Source organism: Microbacterium sp. ER1, assembly GCF_023383675.1.
Taxonomy (GTDB): domain Bacteria; phylum Actinomycetota; class Actinomycetes; order Actinomycetales; family Microbacteriaceae; genus Microbacterium.
This window is the reverse complement of sequence record NZ_QCXO01000134.1, coordinates 93461-110257: the sequence shown is the minus strand read 5'-3', so window position 1 is coordinate 110257 and position 16797 is coordinate 93461. Positions and strand designations below refer to the sequence as shown.

15 protein-coding genes and 2 tRNA genes are annotated in these 16797 nt (G+C 68.2%); 13 read left to right on the top strand and 4 right to left on the bottom strand.

Annotated features, from left to right (window positions below; all coding sequences use genetic code 11):
* The first annotated feature begins 31 nt into the window (after positions 1 to 31).
* From dnaA to BV453_RS09075, 12 genes are all read left to right on the top strand, one after another.
* Positions 32 to 1501: a chromosomal replication initiator protein DnaA gene (gene dnaA / locus BV453_RS09130; RefSeq protein ID WP_374209028.1), complete on the top strand. Its 1470-nt coding sequence runs from the start codon at positions 32 to 34 to the stop codon at positions 1499 to 1501.
* Between the two features lie 482 nt (positions 1502 to 1983).
* Positions 1984 to 3126 (top strand): DNA polymerase III subunit beta, encoded by a 1143-nt coding sequence (gene dnaN, locus BV453_RS09125; RefSeq protein WP_025102872.1) that lies wholly within the window; start codon positions 1984 to 1986, stop codon positions 3124 to 3126.
* Between the two features lie 52 nt (positions 3127 to 3178).
* Positions 3179 to 4393, top strand: coding sequence for a DNA replication/repair protein RecF (gene recF, locus BV453_RS09120; protein WP_249521417.1), 1215 nt, complete (start codon positions 3179 to 3181; stop codon positions 4391 to 4393).
* Positions 4386 to 4895 (top strand): DUF721 domain-containing protein, encoded by a 510-nt coding sequence (locus BV453_RS09115; RefSeq protein ID WP_025102874.1) that lies wholly within the window; start codon positions 4386 to 4388, stop codon positions 4893 to 4895. Before recF ends, BV453_RS09115 begins: the two co-directional genes overlap by 8 nt.
* A gap of 118 nt (positions 4896 to 5013) precedes the next feature.
* Positions 5014 to 7095: a DNA topoisomerase (ATP-hydrolyzing) subunit B gene (gene gyrB, locus BV453_RS09110; RefSeq protein ID WP_082758468.1), complete on the top strand. Its 2082-nt coding sequence runs from the start codon at positions 5014 to 5016 to the stop codon at positions 7093 to 7095.
* 72 nt (positions 7096 to 7167) lie between these two features.
* Positions 7168 to 9723, top strand: coding sequence for a DNA gyrase subunit A (gene gyrA, locus BV453_RS09105; protein WP_249521416.1), 2556 nt, complete (start codon positions 7168 to 7170; stop codon positions 9721 to 9723).
* Positions 9720 to 10124 (top strand): DUF3566 domain-containing protein, encoded by a 405-nt coding sequence (locus tag BV453_RS09100; RefSeq protein ID WP_025102877.1) that lies wholly within the window; start codon positions 9720 to 9722, stop codon positions 10122 to 10124. Before gyrA ends, BV453_RS09100 begins: the two co-directional genes overlap by 4 nt.
* A gap of 161 nt (positions 10125 to 10285) precedes the next feature.
* On the top strand, positions 10286 to 11659 hold the full coding sequence (locus BV453_RS09095; protein WP_249521415.1) for a histidine kinase: 1374 nt from the start codon (positions 10286 to 10288) through the stop codon (positions 11657 to 11659).
* Positions 11647 to 12336, top strand: coding sequence for a response regulator transcription factor (locus BV453_RS09090; RefSeq protein WP_249521414.1), 690 nt, complete (start codon positions 11647 to 11649; stop codon positions 12334 to 12336). The genes BV453_RS09095 and BV453_RS09090 overlap by 13 nt, the downstream gene beginning before the upstream one ends.
* Entirely contained in the window at positions 12333 to 13241 is a 909-nt protein-coding gene (locus BV453_RS09085) for a DUF4097 family beta strand repeat-containing protein (RefSeq protein ID WP_249521413.1), read from the top strand. The genes BV453_RS09090 and BV453_RS09085 overlap by 4 nt, the downstream gene beginning before the upstream one ends.
* Before the next feature lie 85 nt (positions 13242 to 13326).
* Positions 13327 to 13400: transfer RNA gene (locus BV453_RS09080), tRNA-Ile, on the top strand.
* A gap of 26 nt (positions 13401 to 13426) precedes the next feature.
* A tRNA-Ala gene (locus tag BV453_RS09075) sits at positions 13427 to 13502 on the top strand.
* A 9-nt stretch (positions 13503 to 13511) separates the two neighbouring features.
* On the opposite strand, the gene BV453_RS09070 is transcribed toward BV453_RS09075, so the two are convergent.
* Positions 13512 to 14633, bottom strand: coding sequence for a Xaa-Pro peptidase family protein (locus tag BV453_RS09070; RefSeq protein WP_249521412.1), 1122 nt, complete (start codon positions 14631 to 14633; stop codon positions 13512 to 13514).
* A 50-nt stretch (positions 14634 to 14683) separates the two neighbouring features.
* Positions 14684 to 15130 (bottom strand): hypothetical protein, encoded by a 447-nt coding sequence (locus tag BV453_RS09065; RefSeq protein ID WP_025102882.1) that lies wholly within the window; start codon positions 15128 to 15130, stop codon positions 14684 to 14686.
* 134 nt (positions 15131 to 15264) lie between these two features.
* On the opposite strand from BV453_RS09065, the gene BV453_RS09060 reads away from it, so the two are divergent.
* Positions 15265 to 15687 carry an NUDIX hydrolase gene (locus BV453_RS09060; RefSeq protein WP_025102883.1) on the top strand — a complete coding sequence of 141 codons (423 nt, stop codon included), beginning with the start codon at positions 15265 to 15267 and terminating at the stop codon, positions 15685 to 15687.
* A 14-nt stretch (positions 15688 to 15701) separates the two neighbouring features.
* Here BV453_RS09060 and BV453_RS09055 read toward each other — a convergent pair whose 3' ends face one another.
* Together BV453_RS09055 and BV453_RS09050 are read right to left on the bottom strand one after the other, a co-directional pair.
* Positions 15702 to 16184 carry a YbaK/EbsC family protein gene (locus BV453_RS09055; protein WP_249521411.1) on the bottom strand — a complete coding sequence of 161 codons (483 nt, stop codon included), beginning with the start codon at positions 16182 to 16184 and terminating at the stop codon, positions 15702 to 15704.
* Positions 16181 to 16678 (bottom strand): hypothetical protein, encoded by a 498-nt coding sequence (locus BV453_RS09050; protein WP_025102885.1) that lies wholly within the window; start codon positions 16676 to 16678, stop codon positions 16181 to 16183. Before BV453_RS09050 ends, BV453_RS09055 begins: the two co-directional genes overlap by 4 nt.
* Positions 16679 to 16797: the final 119 nt, after the last annotated feature.

Below are 16797 nucleotides of genomic sequence, written 5' to 3'. Positions count from 1 at the left end.
TCTCCGCGGCAGGTTGCCGTTCCCGACGACGATGACTAGCGTGGGCATCCGTAGTTATCCACAGGGCAGCCTCTCCCGCGCTCCCTTCCCGAACATCGTCCGGAGCACCATGTCCTCATCAGCCCAGCCCGAAGTCCCGATCTGGACCACGGTGCAGGAGCTGCTGGAAGCCGACGACCGGGTCACCCCCCAGCTCCAGGGGTTCCTGAGTCTCGCGGTACCGGCCGGCGTGATGTCGGCGACGCTCTACCTCGAGGTGCCGAACGACCTCACCGCGGCCCAGATCAACAAGCGCCTCCGGCTGCCCATCATGGAAGCCCTCGCGCACATCGGCGAGGAGGTCACCTCGTACCGGGTCGTCGTGAACCACGAACTGGCCGAGCAGCCCACCGCCCCCATCGCCGTGGCGGACTTCGGTCGGCAGGAACCGGTGCGCGCCGAGTCCCCGATGGAGCAGCCCGCGGCCGTGCGTCACGAGTCGCGCCTCAACCCGAAGTACACCTTCGACAACTTCGTGATCGGCCAGTCCAACCGGTTCGCCCATGCCGCGGCGGTCGCGGTGGCCGAAGCGCCGGCCAAGGCCTACAACCCGCTCTTCATCTACGGCGACTCCGGACTGGGCAAGACCCACCTCCTCCACGCCATCGGCGACTACGCGCAGTCCCTCTATGCGGGGGTCAAGGTGCGGTACGTGTCGAGTGAGGAGTTCACGAACGACTTCATCAACTCGATCGCCAACAACCGCGGTGCCGCGTTCCAGGCGCGCTACCGCGACGTGGACATCCTCCTCATCGACGACATCCAGTTCCTCCAGGGGCGCGCGGAGACGCAGGAGGCGTTCTTCCACACCTTCAACACCCTGCATGATCACAACAAGCAGGTCGTCATCACGAGCGATGTCGCGCCGAAGCACCTGACCGGCTTCGAGGACCGCATGCGCAGCCGCTTCGAGTGGGGCCTCATCACCGACGTGCAGGCACCCGACCTCGAGACCCGCATCGCGATCCTGCGCAAGAAGGCGCAGAGCGAAGCCCTCCACATCCCCGACGAGGTGCTCGAGTACATCGCCACGGTCGTGTCCTCGAACATCCGCGAACTCGAGGGCGCACTCATCCGCGTCTCGGCGTTCGCGAGCCTGAACCGCTCGGCCCTCGACATCTCCCTCGCCCAGACCGTGCTGCGGGACATCATCGACACGGCCGAGGACAACATCATCTCGCCGACCGACATCATCACGGCGACCGCACAGTACTTCAAGCTCACCGTCGACGATCTCTACGGCTCCAGCCGCTCGCAGCAGATCGCCACCGCACGGCAGATCGCCATGTACCTCTGCCGTGAGCGCACCAGCCTCTCCCTCCCGAAGATCGGGCAGCTCTTCGGCAACCGGGACCACACGACGGTCATGTACGCCTACAAGAAGATCAGCGAGCTCATGAAGGAGCGCCGCTCGATCTACAACCAGGTGACCGAGATCACCACGCAGCTCGGTCGTCGCTGACGCCTGAGCGCACGAGAGGGACGCCATCCGACACCGGAGGGCGTCCCTTCGGCGTTTGACAGGTCCCTGACCGCCGGATAAATACGTCTATGCACATGTGGATAACTTGTGGATGACCGTGGAACGCGCCGACGCAGATGTGTGTCGATCGGGGAAACCTGTGGATAACCGCGGGACGGTCTGATCGCGACGGACCCTCGTCCACCCGCGGATTCCTCAGGGTCTCCACAAGTGACAAGTGTGTAGTTCCTTACTCGCGCTTGCTTTCCACCGACTTATCCACAGTATCCACAGGTGTTAACACCGTTAAGGAGTTAAGTCATTCAGGGTGCGATCCGATCACCAGACGGTGGGGAGAACCGGTCCGGGGCATCACAAGTCCTCCGGCGTAGGGAAGCGCAGGACTGTGGGGCTAGCATGGGATTCCCTGCACAGGCAGGGCCCGACGACGACCCGTCATGTTCGACGACAAGGGAGCACCCGTGAGGTTTCAGGTCAACCGCGATGTCTTCAGCGAGGCTGTGTCCTTCGTCGTCAAGCTGCTCCCCCAGCGCAATCCGCAGCCGATCCTCGCCGGAGTGCTGATCGAGGCCGACGGTTCGGGACTCACGCTCTCGGCCTTCGACTACGAGGCCTCCGCACGGACCACCATCGAGGCGACGGTCGAGACCCCGGGCACGATCCTCGTCCACGGCCGCCTGCTCTCGGACATCGCGAGCCGCCTCCCGAACGCCCCCATCGAGATCGCCGTGGAGGATGACGGCGGGATCGCGGTGACCTGCGGCTCGGCGCGCTTCACCCTCGCGGCCATGCCGGTCGAGGAATACCCGTCGATTCCCGAGGTCTCCGGATCCTCCGGCGTCGTCCCGGCCGACGAATTCGGCACCGCGATCGCCCAGGTCGGCTTCGCCGCATCCCGTGACGACGTGACTCCGGTGCTGACGGGTGTCCAGCTCGAGGTCACCGGACACACCCTCAGCCTCGTCGCCACCGACCGCTACCGGGTCTCGCTCCGTGACGTGCCGTGGGATGGAGAAGCCGTCGAGGCCACCGCGCTGGTCCCCGCTCGCACGCTCGTCGAGGTCGGCAAGACCTTCGGGCACGCCGGCACGATCCAGATCGCGTTCTCGGGGGCCGGAGACCGCGAGATCATCGCGTTCACCGCCGGCAACAAGACCGTGACCTCGCTGCTCATCAAGGGCAACTTCCCCCCGGTCCGGCGCCTCTTCCCCGAGCAGACCGACCACTACGCCGTCGTCAACACCGCCGACCTTATCGAGGCCGTCCGCCGCGTGTCCCTCGTGCTCGACCGCGCCGCGCCGCTGCGCTTCACGTTCTCGACCGACAGCGTCACGATGGACGCCTCCGGTAGCGAGCACGCCCGCGCCTCCGAGTCGGTCGACGCCATCCTCTCCGGCGGCGACGAGGTGACCCTGGGGCTCAACCCGCAGTACCTCATCGAGGCGCTCGGCGCGGTCAAGAGCGAGTTCGTGCGGGTGACCTTCACCTCCAGCGACAACGCCAACAAGCTCAGCCCCGTGCTCATCACCAGCCAGACCTCGGTCGACCAGGCGGGCCTGGACTCGTTCAAGTACCTGCTGCAGCCCAACCTCCTCCTGCGCTGAGCGCGAGCTCTCGCCCCGAGGGAGTGTCCGACCCGGAAGGTAGGCTGGCTCCGTGATTGTGGAGCACCTCAGCCTGGTCGATTTCCGCAATTACGCGACCGCGGAACTCGCCCTGCACCGAGGGCCGAACGTCCTCGTCGGGCGGAACGGCCAGGGCAAGACGAACCTCGCCGAAGCCGTGGTCTTCCTCGCGACGCTCGGGTCGCATCGGGTGTCGTCCGACGCTCCGATGGTGCGGGACGGCCAGGACTACGCGGTCATCCGTGCGCGGCTCTCCCACGGTGAGCGGCGTGTGCTCGTCGAGGTACAGCTCAATCGACAGGGGTCGAACAAGGCGCGCATCAACGGCTCGCCGTCGAAGACCAACGAGCTCCCCCGCTACGCGCACGTCGTCCTCTTCGCGCCGGAAGACCTCCAGATCGTCCGTGGAGACCCGTCGGCTCGGCGCCGGTTCGCCGATCAACTCCTCATCCAGCGCACCCCGCGCCTCGCCGCGGTACTGGCCGACTACGATCGCGTGCTCAAGCAGCGCAACGCCCTTCTCAAGTCGGCGCGGGCCCGCGGCATACGCGGTGAGGCCTTGAGCACCCTGGACGTCTGGGACGACAAGCTCGTGTCCCTCGGATCGGAGATCATCACGGCGCGACAGCGGTTGGCTTCCGATCTGCAGCAGCCGGTGGCCGATGCCTATGCGGCGATCGCGGGCGCCGATCACCGACCGCAGCTGGACTGGGCCCTGTCCGTCGCCGGCAGCGATCCGGAGGACGACGACGATCGGGACGCCGCCGACGGCTCCACCCCCGTGGATGACGTGCGCGGAGACTCCCGTCGCATCGCCGAGATGTTCCGCGCCTCGCTGGCGGCCAAACGATCGAATGAGCTCGACCGCGGTCTCACCCTCACCGGACCCCATCGGGACGACTTGGTGCTGCGGGTCCGCGACCTTCCCGTGAAGGGCTACGCCTCGCACGGCGAGTCCTGGTCGGTCGCGCTCGCTCTGCGGCTGGCATCCGCCGAGCTGCTGCGCAGCGAGTCTCCCGCCGGCGACCCGGTGCTCATCCTCGACGACGTCTTCGCCGAGCTCGACGCCGATCGGCGCCAGCGTCTCGCCGCCCTCACGGCGGGCTATGAGCAGGTAGTGGTGACTGCCGCGGTGGAGGAGGATATCCCCGATGTGCTTCACGCCCACGTCGTGCGCATCGCAGCGGGGACCATCACCGACGAGCGCGACCGGTCGCAGGAAGAGGAGGGTGCGCAGGATGACTGACGTCGTCACGGACAGCGCAGCTCCGGCGGAGGCGCCGGAGACCGTCGCCACCTATCTGCGGCTGCGCGGGCTCAAGCCGAGCGCCAAGAACTGGAAGCGCAAGCGACGGATCTCGGTCGACGACGACAACGCGCCGTTCACTCCCGGACGCGATCCGGGAACCCTCGGTGCGGTCCTCGACACCCTCACCCGTGAATCCGGCTGGGAGACGACGCTCGCGCGGGAGGACCTCGTCCGGCAGTGGGCCGACCTCGCCGGAGCGGACACCGCGAAGCACTCGGAGCCGGTGTCGCTCGAGCGGGGACTGCTCACCGTGAAGTGCGATTCGACGGCGTGGGCGAAGAACCTGCAGTTCATGCGTGCGACCATCCTCACCGAGATCGGACGACGGTATCCGGAGGCGGGGGTGGAGAACCTCCGCTTCATCGGACCGGACGTCCCCTCGTGGAAATGGGGTCCCAGAGCCGTTCCAGGGCGGGGCCCGCGCGATACCTACGGGTAGGGCACCATGCAAGGGGTCCGAAACGCTCAGAGGGCCACACGCGGCCGTTGAGCGGCATTTCGACTCGAAACCCGGCTAGAATGGGAGTTCGAGATATCGATCTGGAGAATGCCCTCTGATGACGCCTGAATCCCCTGCTGACGAGACGGAACCGAACAACGACGCTTCGTCGGGCTCACAGGCCGGAGAATCGGCGGCACCCGCACCGAAGAAGCAGCAGCCCGGTGAGTACGGCGCCGACTCGATCCAGATCCTCGAAGGACTCGAGGCCGTGCGCAAGCGCCCCGGCATGTACATCGGCTCGACCGGACCCCGCGGACTGCACCACCTCGTCTACGAGATCGTCGACAACTCCGTCGATGAGGCGCTGGCCGGCTACGCCGACACGATCCTCGTCACCCTTCTCGCCGACGGCGGCGTGCGCGTGGTCGACAACGGCCGCGGCATCCCCGTCGACCCGCACTCCTCCGACCCGTCGAAGTCCACGGTCGAGGTCGTGCTCACGATCCTGCACGCGGGCGGCAAGTTCGGCGGCGGGGCCTACGCCGTCTCCGGCGGTCTGCACGGCGTCGGATCCTCGGTGGTGAACGCGCTGTCGACCCGCTTCGACGTGGAGGTCAAGCAGAAGGGCTTCGTCTGGCGGCACAGCTTTGCCGAGGGCGGCGTCCCGCAGCAGAAGCTCGAGAAGGGCGAGGCCACCGAGGAGACCGGGACGAGCATCACGTTCTGGCCGGACGCGGAGATCTTCCAGGAGACGGTCGAGTTCGACTACGACACGCTCCGCACCCGGTTCCAGCAGATGGCGTTCCTCAACAAGGGACTGCGCATCGAGCTGTCCGACGAGCGGCCGGAGTCGGCGTACGAGACGGAGGAAGACGGCCAGGCGGTCACGAAGCAGCCGAGCGACGTCTTCTTCTACGAGCGCGGTCTCGTCGACTACGTCGAGTACCTGAACAAGGTGCGCCACGCCGAGGTCGTCAACGAGGAGATCATCGCCTTCGAGTCGGAGGACACGGCGCGCAAGATCTCCCTCGAGGTCGCGATGCAGTGGACCACGTCCTACACCGAGAACGTGTTCACCTACGCCAACACGATCAACACGCACGAGGGCGGCACGCACGAGGAGGGCTTCCGGGCGGCGCTCACCACGCTCGTCAACCGCTACGCCCGTGCGAACAACCTCCTCAAGGAGAAGGACGACAACCTCTCCGGCGACGACGTGCGCGAGGGACTGACCGCCGTCATCTCGATCAAGCTCGGCGAGCCCCAGTTCGAGGGGCAGACCAAGACGAAGCTCGGCAACACCGAGGCGAAGGCGTTCGTGCAGAAGGTGGTCGGCGACCAGCTCGGCGACTGGTTCGACCGCAACCCGAACCAGGCGAAGAACGTCATCCGCAAGGCGATCGACGCCGCGACCGCGCGGCTCGCCGCCCGCAAGGCGCGCGAGACGGCCCGTCGCAAGAGCGTCTTCGAGTCGGCGGCCATGCCCGACAAGCTCAAGGACTGCACGAGCAAGGACCCGTCGATCAGTGAGATCTTCCTCGTGGAGGGAGACTCGGCCGGTGGTTCGGCGGTGCAGGGTCGCGACCCGCACACGCAGGCGATCCTCGCGCTGCGCGGCAAGATCCTCAACGTCGAGCGCGCGCGTCTCGACAAGGCGCTCGGCAACAAGGAAGTCCAGGCGATGATCCAGGCCTTCGGCACGGGCATCGGCGAGGAGTTCGACATCGAGAAGGCGCGCTATCACAAGATCGTGCTGATGGCCGATGCCGACGTCGACGGCCAGCACATCACCACCCTGCTGCTCACGCTGCTGTTCCGCTACATGCGCGGACTCATCGAGGCCGGCTTCGTGTACCTCGCGATGCCGCCGCTCTACCGCCTCAAGTGGTCGAACGCGGCGCACGAGTACGTGTTCAGCGACGCCGAGCGCGACGCGCTGCTGGCCTACGGGCTGGAGAACGGCAAGCGCATCCCGAAGGACGCCGGCATCCAGCGCTACAAGGGTCTCGGCGAGATGAACGCCAAGGAGCTCTGGGAGACCACGATGGACCACACCACCCGGACGCTCCGCCAGGTGACCATCGAGGACGCCGCCGCCGCGGACGAGATCTTCAGCGTGCTGATGGGCGAGGACGTGGAATCGCGTCGGAGCTTCATCCAGCGCAACGCCAAGGACGTCCGGTTCCTCGACATCTGATCACCGCGGGGTCCCTGAGCGTGTGCCAGGGGATCCGACGCCTCGACAAGCTCAGCCAACCAGGAAAGACACATGACTGACGAAGAACGCCCCGACATCACCGAGGGCCACGAGCACGGCAAGATCGACCAGGTCGATCTGCAGTCGGAGATGCAGCGCAGCTATCTCGACTACGCCATGGCGGTCATCGTCGGCCGTGCTCTCCCCGATGTGCGCGACGGTCTCAAGCCGGTGCACCGCCGAGTGATCTACGGCATGTACGACGGCGGATTCCGCCCCGACAAGTCGTTCTCCAAGTGCGCCCGCGTCGTCGGCGAGGTCATGGGTCAGTACCACCCGCACGGCGACTCGGCGATCTACGACGCGCTCGTCCGTCTCGTGCAGCCGTGGTCGCTCCGGTACCCGCTCGCTCTCGGCCAGGGCAACTTCGGCTCGCCCGGCAACATGGGCGCGGCGGCACCGAGGTACACCGAGACGAAGATGGCCCCGCTCGCGCTCGAGATGGTGCGCGACATCGAAGAAGACACCGTCGACTTCGCCGACAACTACGACGGCCAGACCCAGGAGCCGACGGTTCTGCCGTCCCGGTTCCCGAACCTCCTCGTCAACGGCTCGGTCGGCATCGCGGTCGGCATGGCGACCAACATCCCGCCGCACAACCTCCGCGAGGTGTCCGATGCCGCGCTCTGGGCGCTGGACAACCCGGACCTCCCCCGGGAGCAGCTGCTCGACGGGCTGATCCAGCGCATCCCCGGACCGGACTTCCCGACCGGCGCGCAGATCCTCGGCACGAAGGGCATCCACGAGGCGTACCGCACCGGCCGCGGCTCGATCACGATGCGCGCGGTCGTCAACGTCGAGGAGATCCAGGGGCGGACCTGCCTGGTCATCACCGAGCTGCCGTACCAGGTGAACCCCGACAACGTGGCGGTCAAGATCGGCGACCTCGCGCGCGACGGCAAGATCACCGGCATCGCCGACATCCGCGACGAGTCCTCGGACCGCACGGGTCAGCGCCTCGTCGTCGTGCTCAAGCGCGATGCCGTGGCGAAGGTGGTGCTGAACAACCTCTACAAGCACACGCAGCTGCAGGAGAACTTCGGCGCGAACATGCTCGCGATCGTCGACGGCGTCCCGCGGACGCTCGCGATCGACGGCTTCATCTCGAACTGGATCGCCCACCAGATCGACGTCATCGTGCGACGGACGCAGTTCCGGCTGAACGAGGCCGAGAAGCGCATGCACATCCTGCGCGGCTATCTGAAGGCGCTTGACGCGCTCGACGAGGTGATCGCGCTCATCCGCCGTTCCCAGACGACGCAGGATGCGAACGAGGGTCTGCAGAAGCTCCTCGACATCGACGAGATCCAGGCCGATGCCATCCTGCAGATGCAGCTCCGTCGCCTCGCCGCGCTGGAGCATCAGAAGATCATCGACCAGGCGAACGAGCTCGAGGCGCTCATCGCGGACTACAAGGCGATCCTCGCCGATGAGGGCCGGCAGCGGACGATCATCCGCGAGGAGCTCACCGCGATCGTCGACCGGTTCGGGGACGAGCGGCGCACGCACATCCTGCACGGCTTCGACGGCGACGTGTCGATGGAAGACCTCATCGCGGAAGAGGAGATGGTCGTCACCGTCACGCGCGAGGGCTACATCAAGCGCACGCGCAGCGACAACTACCGCTCCCAGCACCGCGGCGGCAAGGGCGTCAAGGGCGCCCAGCTGCGCGCCGACGACATCGTCGAGCACTTCTTCGTCACGACGACCCACCACTGGCTGCTGTTCTTCACCGACAAGGGCCGGGTCTACCGCGCGAAGACGTACGAGGTGCCGGAGGCCGGGCGTGATGCGAAGGGCACGCACGTCGCGAACCTCCTCGCGCTGCAGCCGGACGAGAGCATCGCGCAGGTCCTCGACATCCGCGACTACGCCGTTGCCGACTACCTCGTCCTCGCCACGCGCGACGGCCTGGTCAAGAAGACCCGTCTCGACAACTACGACACCAACCGTCAGGGCGGCGTGATCGCGATCCGGCTGAACGACGAGGACGAACTGGTCAGCGCCCTCCTCGTCAACGCCGAGGACGACATCCTCCTCATCAGCCGCAAGGGCATGTCGGTGCGGTTCCAGGCGACCGACGAGGCCCTGCGCCCGATGGGTCGCGCCACCGCCGGTGTGAAGGGCATGAAGTTCCGCGAGGGCGACAGCCTGCTGTCCGCTTCCGTCGCTGCACCCGGGAAGTATGTGTTCGTCGTCACCGACGGCGGCTATGCCAAGCGCACCGCCGTCGAGGAATACCGGGTCCAGGGGCGCGGCGGATACGGCATCAAGGTCGCCAAGTTGAACGACGATCGGGGCACTCTCGCGGGTGGTCTGATCGTGTCCGAGGACGACGAGGTCTTGGTGGTTCTGTCCAGCGGCAAGGTGGTACGCTCTGCCGTGGCCGAGGTCCCCGCCAAGGGTCGCGACACCATGGGAGTGGTGTTCGCCCGCACGACGGAGGCCGACCGCATCCTCGCCATCGCCCGGAACGGCGAGCGTGGTCTCACCGAAGAGGAGACCGAGCCGGATGCCGATGCCGAGGCCCCCCAGACGACTGAGACACCCGAGGATACAGACGCATGAGCACAGTGGCCGACAAGCTGGCGAAGAAGTCGACACGGAAGACCGGCGGTAAGCAGGTCCGTCTGCGCCTCGTCTACGTCGACTTCTGGTCCGCCGTGAAGCTCTCCTTCCTGGGAGCGGTCGCACTGGCCGTCGTCACGATGGTGTCGTTCTTCCTGATCTTCCTCGTGCTCCAGGCCACCGGCATCATGTCCACGGCCGACGAGTTCGTGCGCAGCTTCACCGACGGCGCCATCCCGCTGTCGGAGCTCGTGGGTCTGCCGCAGGTCATGGCGTTCGCCGCCGTCGTCGCGATCCTCAACCTCATCGTGTTCACGGTGCTCGGTGCGGTCGTCGCGGGTATCTACAACCTGGCCGTGAAGGTCACCGGAGGGCTGCTCGTCGGCTTCATGTCGAACTGAGCCTCCGAGACCCCGTCTTTCCGCCGAAACCCCGGCCTGCGCACCGACGCAGGCCGGGGTTTCGGCGATAGAGCGGGGTTTCGGCGGGGTAGGGAAAACCCGAACGGGAGTGTCCGGCTGACTCGGTGGGCGAGGTCGTGCGGCGGCCCTACCGTGGAAGCATGACCACACAGACTGCGACTCCCGAGGCCGCTGCGACCGGGAAGCCGCCGCTGCGCATCCCGCTCACGATCCTGCACCTCGCCGGAGTCGGGGTGATCGGGGGCGGCATCTTCGGGATGCTCGGCGGCCTCCTCGGCACCGGGCTCGGACTCCTCTTCGTCTTCGGCGTCGGCATCGTCGTGCTCGTGGGCCTCGTCTATGCGCTCTTCGGCGTGGGCTGGTTCGAGATCGCCCGCGTCGCCGGCCTGTACCGCGTGCCGAACGCCCCGCTCCGGCTCCAGCCGCGGGACCGTCCCGGCTTCGGCGGCTGGCTCCGCTCACTCGGGCGGCAGGCCATCGACGGACGGATGTGGCGCGCGGTCGCGAACTTCGCGATCACCGCGGTCCTCGGCTTCGTGGTGCTGCGGCTCTTCTGGGCCCTCCTCTGGTCGATCATCATCGCCTTCGCGCCGCTGACCTCGGCCGAGACGATCATCGGTCCCTTCGGCGGCGGGCAGATCCCGGTGTCCTGGGCGCCCCTGATCGGCATCCTCGGTGCGCTCGCCTCGGCCGCCGGCATCATCGGCCTCGCCCTCCTGGCTCGCACGCTGGCTTTGGCGATCGTCGCCCGGGCGCGGGAGGTCGAGCTCACCGAGCGCGTGCGGGCATCCACCGCCCAGCGGGAGGGAGCGGTCCGCGCGGCCGACCTGGAACGGACGCGGATCGAACGCGACCTCCACGACGGCGTCCAGCCGCGGCTCGTGTCCGTCGGGATGACCCTCGGGCTCGCGCAGCAGAAGATCGACACCGATCCCGACGCCGCGAAGGAGCTCATCTCCGAGGCGCACACGTCGACCAAGGCGGCGATCACCGAGCTGCGGCAGCTCGCGCGGGGCATCCACGCGTCAGTGCTCGACGACCGCGGCCTGGACGCCGCACTGTCGGCGCTCGCCAGCCGCTCCCCCATCCCCGTGCAGTTGGACGTGCGGATGGACCCTTCGACAGGCTCAGGGACCCAGGGTTACGGCGCAGGGACCCAGGGTTACGGCTCAGGGACCCAGGGTGGCGGCGCAGGGACCCAGGGGTACGGCTCCGGGGCTCCGCGGCCGGGGCGCGATGCGGAGGCGGCGGTGTACTTCTCCATCGCCGAGTCGCTGACCAATGCGGCGAAGCACTCCCGGGCCAGCGAGGCGCGGGTCACGGTCCGGCTCCGCGAGGGGAACACCGTCTGGGCGCGGGTCGAGGACAACGGCATGGGCGGAGCCCAGGTGATCCCGGGCGGAGGCCTCGACGGCATCGCGAACCGGATCCTCGCCGCGGGCGGGACGTTCCGTCTCGACAGCCCGCAGGGCGGTCCGACCAGCCTGGAGGTGAACGTGCCATGCGCATCCTGATCTGCGAGGACTCCGTCCTCCTGCGCGAGGGGCTCGTGCGTCTGCTCGAGGACGCCGGCCACGAGGTGGTCGCCGCCCTCACCGACACCACCGACCTCCGTGCCACTGTGGCATCCACCTCCCCGGACCTCTGCATCCTCGATGTGCGGCTCCCGCCCACGTTCACGGACGAGGGCATCCGCGCGGCGCTGGACCTGCGTGCCGTGCACCCGGCGCTCGCCATCCTCGTGCTGTCGCAGTACGTGGAGGAGCGCTACGCGTCCGACCTCATCGCCGCGCAGGGCGGTCCGCTCGGCTACCTCCTGAAGGACCGGGTGGCGGATGTCGCCGAGTTCATCGATTCGGTGCAGCGGATCGCCGACGGGGCCACGGTGCTCGACCCGGAAGTGGTGGCTCAGCTCCTCACCCGGCGGAACCGCGACGACCGCATGATGCGGCTCACCGAGCGGGAGCGCACCGTGCTGGCCCTGCTCGCCGAGGGCAAGTCGAACCAGGCGATCGCCGGCCTCCTCTTCCTCTCGGCGGCGAGCGTCGAGAAGCACATCACCTCCATCTTCCAGAAGCTGGGCTTCGAACAGGACGAGTCGGGCAACCGCCGCGTGCTCGCCGCCCTCGCCCACCTCGAGAACACGGGCGGCACGACGCCGCCGAAAGGCCAGACAGGAGTCACACGATGACCACCGAGAACACCGGAGCACAGGGCGGCCACACCCCGATCACTCCTCCCCCGCCGCCGTCCGCGGCTTCCCCCACGCCGGCGCCCGGCGCGCCCGGACCCCGGCGCTCGTCCGGAGCGACCGCCGTCATGATCGTCACCGCGGTGGTCGGTGGGATCGCGCTGCTCGGAGCCGGAGGCACGGCGGCCGTCGCGGCGACCGGCACCCTCCTCTCCTCCAGCCGACCGGATTCGGTGCAGACGGTGGACGTCGACGGCGTCACCGCGATCGATCTCGACGCCGACGCGAGCATGGTCCGCATCGACTTCGGCGATGTCGACGCGGCGGAGCTCTCCGTGACCAACGGCCGCGGTGCGTGGACGTTCGAGCGCGAGGCGGACGAGCTCGTCGTCCGGAGTCCTCGACCGGCCTTCGGCTGGTGGTTCGGCAACTGGTTCGGCGACGACGAGCGCGCAGTCCTCACGCTGCCGGAGGAGCTCAGCGGCTCCGACCTCGACGCGAGTCTCACTCTCGATGCCGGCGCTCTCGACGTCTCCGGTGAGTTCGGCTCCCTGGAAGTCCAGATCAACGCCGGATCCCTCGACGTCTCCGGTGCGGCCTCGGCCTTCGATGTGCAGATGAACGCGGGACGCGCGGACGTCCTCCTCGACGGCGTCGACCAGGCGGATCTCGGCATCGCTGCGGGCGATCTGACGGTGGAGCTGACCGGCGATGCGCCGACGACGACCACGATCGACGTGAGCGCCGGATCGCTGAATCTGACCCTTCCCGACGTGGAGTATCGGATCAGTCAGGACGTCAACGCGGGCTCGTTCGATGCCCGGGTCGACGAGTCCCCGAGCGCTCGCCGCACGATCGACGTGTCCGTGTCGGCCGGCAGCGTGGACGTCAGTCCGGGACGGTGACCGGCCGAGGGCGAGGATCCCGGAGGGGGTCCTCGCCCTCGATTCGGATTTTCGGCGAAACTCCGGTAAAGTTCTGGAGGTTGACGGGGCTATAGCTCAGGCGGTTAGAGCGCTTCACTGATAATGAAGAGGTCCCAGGTTCAAGTCCTGGTAGCCCCACCCTTTCAATTCAAGAATTCCCTCACGGGGCCTTAGCTCAGTTGGTAGAGCGCCTGCTTTGCAAGCAGGATGTCAGGAGTTCGAATCTCCTAGGCTCCACCATCCTCCCCCTCACCGGTCGGTCGCCGTGAGTTCATGCGGCGCCGTGTTCAGGCGCTCGGCCCCGTCCGCCGTCACGACCACGATGTCCTCGATGCGGGCGCCCCATTCGCCGGCGAAATAGATGCCGGGCTCGATGCTGAAGGCCATGCCCTCTCGCAGCACGAGGTCGTTGCCGGGGGCGATGTAGGGCTCCTCATGCACCGAGACGCCGATCCCGTGACCCGTGCGGTGCAGGAACGCCTCGCCGAGCCCCGCCTCCGTGAGAACCGAGCGGGCGGCCGCGTCGACCTCCGCCGCCGTGACCCCGGGGCGCACCGCGTCCACGGCCGCCTGCTGGGCGCGGACGAGGGTGGCGATGCGATCGGCTGCCACCGGATCGGGAGTTCCGACGACGTAGGTCCTCGTGCTGTCCGAGTTGTAGCCGCTCGGCACCGCGCCGCCGATGTCGACGACCACCACGTCGTCCTGCTCGATGACCCGGTCGGAGACCTCGTGGTGCGGGTCGGCGCCGTTGGGCCCGGAGCCGACGATGACGAACTCGACGGTCCGATGCCCCTCCTCCACGATCGCCGCGGCGATGTCGGCGGCGACCTCCCGCTCGGTGCGGCCGGCGCGCAGCCATCCGGGCACGCGGCGGTGCACGGCATCGATCGCCGTGCCGGCTCGGCGCAGCTCGGCGATCTCCTCGTCGTCCTTGGTCATCCGGCCCTCGCGGAGGACGGGTGTCGCGAGCTCGAGCCGGGCCTGCAGCCGTTCCCCGATCGGAACGACGTGCAGCGCGGGAAGCGCATCCGACACCCCGACGCGGGAGACGGGACCTGTCGCCGCGGCGACGAGGGCGTACGGATCGTCGCCGTCGACCCAGTCGGCGACGGTCAGTCCGAGCTCTCCGACGGCCGTGCTGCGCACCTTGGCGAGCTCCATCCGCGGGACGATGACCGTCGCCGCGCCCTGCGGCGGCAGGACGAGGGCGGTCAGCCTCTCGATGGTGTCACCCTCGACGCCGAGGAGGTACTGCAGGTCGGGGCCGGGGCCGACGATGATCGCGTCGAGACCAGCCTCCTGGGCGCGCTCCTGCGCGCGTGCCAGACGGCGGACGTAGACGGCGGCGGAGAAGGGAAGGGTGCTCACAGGCACCACGCTAACGCGAGCGGCCCCGCTGCGTCAGACCCACTTCGGGATCAGCTGATCGCCTGGCGGATGCGTCCGGCGAGGAACTCGAGGTCCTTCTCCGTGAGCGCGGTCACCGCGTACGCGGTCGGCCAGACGGTGCCGTCATCGAGGTTGGAGATCGGCTCGAACCCGAAGGTGCCGTAGCGGACCTTGAACTTGCTGGCCGGCTGGAAGAAGCACAGCACCTTCCCGTCGCGCCCCCACGCCGGCATGCCGTAGTACGTCCGGGGCACGAGTTCCGGCGCCACCTCGGAGACCAGCTCGTGCAGCTTCTCGGCGAGCAGCTTGTCCTCGTCGGTGAGCTTCGCGACGGCCTCCTTGAGATCGGCCTCTCCGGCGGCCCGCAGCTCCTCGGGCGACTTCTTGGCCCGCGAGCGTCGGGTGCGGGCCTCCTTGGCGGCGGCCTGCATGGCCTCGCGCTCCTCGGCGGTGAAGTTCTTCTCGGTGTCAGCCATGATGTTCCTCTCGTGGGCCGGATGATGCTCCCAGCGTAGGGACGGCCCGTGATGTCGGGCTTCTCGATTCGTGATCGATCACCCCGATCGTCACGCGGCGGGGGACGGCCCGAGACCCCGATAAGGTGTGACGCATGGACCTGCGCGTCGCCGCATACGGGGTCGTCACCGATGAGGGTGGGCGCCTCCTGCTGGCGCGGTGGACCGAGGGCCGGCGCGTGGCGTGGACGCTCCCGGGCGGCGGCCTGGAACCGGGCGAGGCGCCGGAGGACGCGGTGCGGCGGGAGCTCCGCGAGGAGACCGGGTACACGGTCCGGGTCGGACAGCTCCTCGGCATCCACTCCCGTGTCATCCCGGCCGGACGGCGCGTGCAGAAGTCGTCCGACCCCCTGCATACCCTGCGCATCGTCTATCGGGCCGAGGTCACCGGGGGGAAGCTGCGCTGGGAGACGGAGGGATCCACCGATCGCGCCGAGTGGTTCGCGCTCTCCGCGGTCGCCGGACTGCAGCGTGTACGGCTGGTGGACATCGCCCTGCGGATGGCCGGCCTGCTCTGAGGATCCGGCGACGGTCAGCGCTCTTCGGGCACCGAGATGTCGGCGACGGTCGCGCCGTACGCCGCGATGAGGTCGTCGGCGTCGACGAACAGGCTGTAGCCGTGCGCACCGGCACCCATCGCGATCCGCTTGCCGACGATGGACTCATCGGCGTAGACCGGCCACTCGGTGGTGCTGCCGATCGGGACGATGGTTCCGCGCTCGTAACCGGTCGCTGCGAGAGCGAGCTCGGGTTCGGGCAGACGGAGCTTGTTCACTCCGACGACGGCGCGCAGCTTCGGCCACGAGATGGACCGCCCACCCGGGACCAGCGCGAACAGATAGGTGTCATCCGAGCGCTTCACCACGAGGGTCTTCACGATCCCGGACGGCGGGATGCCGAGGATCTCGGCGGCTTCGACGAGGCTACGCGCCTGCGGCCGCTCGCGGATCTCGATGTCGAGTCCGCGGGCGGCCGCAGCATCCCTCACCCGCGCGTGCGGGTCGGGAGTGGTCACGCGTCGGGAGCCGACAGCGGGTCGTCGGCGACCCAGAGCTCGTCGTCGGCCCGCAGCGCCTGCCAGGCGGCGTAGAGCACGCCGACCGCGGCGGCGGCGCCCAGGACGATGGCGATGACGGATCCGAGGCCCGGACCCTTCTTCTGCGAGACGGCCTTGCGGGCCTTGTACTCGACGCCGTGGCGCTTCGCGTTCGCGACGTCCCAGGCGGTCAGCGCCGTACCCACGACCCCGCCGACGATGGGGACGACCTTGTCGTCCACCACATGCTTACCGGCCTTCACCGAGCGGTCGACGACCGGGGCGACGCGGCGGTTGTAGGTGTCCTGGACCACGGGGACGATCTGCTCGCGATTGAAGTTGCCGAGCTGGCGACCCGCCTCACGAGCGACGTCGGCGGCGTGGCCGACGAGCACCTGCTGGTCTTCCCACAGCTGGTTCGCGTCCTTCTGAAGACGACGAAGCTGCTTCTTCCGCTTGCGGCTGAGGCTCACGATGCTCTCCTGTCCATTGGAGTACGGGTTCCCCATCTTGCCACGAGAGGCTGGATGCGGCGAGGGAATCGCCCGCCCCTTGCATCATCGGCTCCCGCGTTGTACACGCCCGGCCCGCT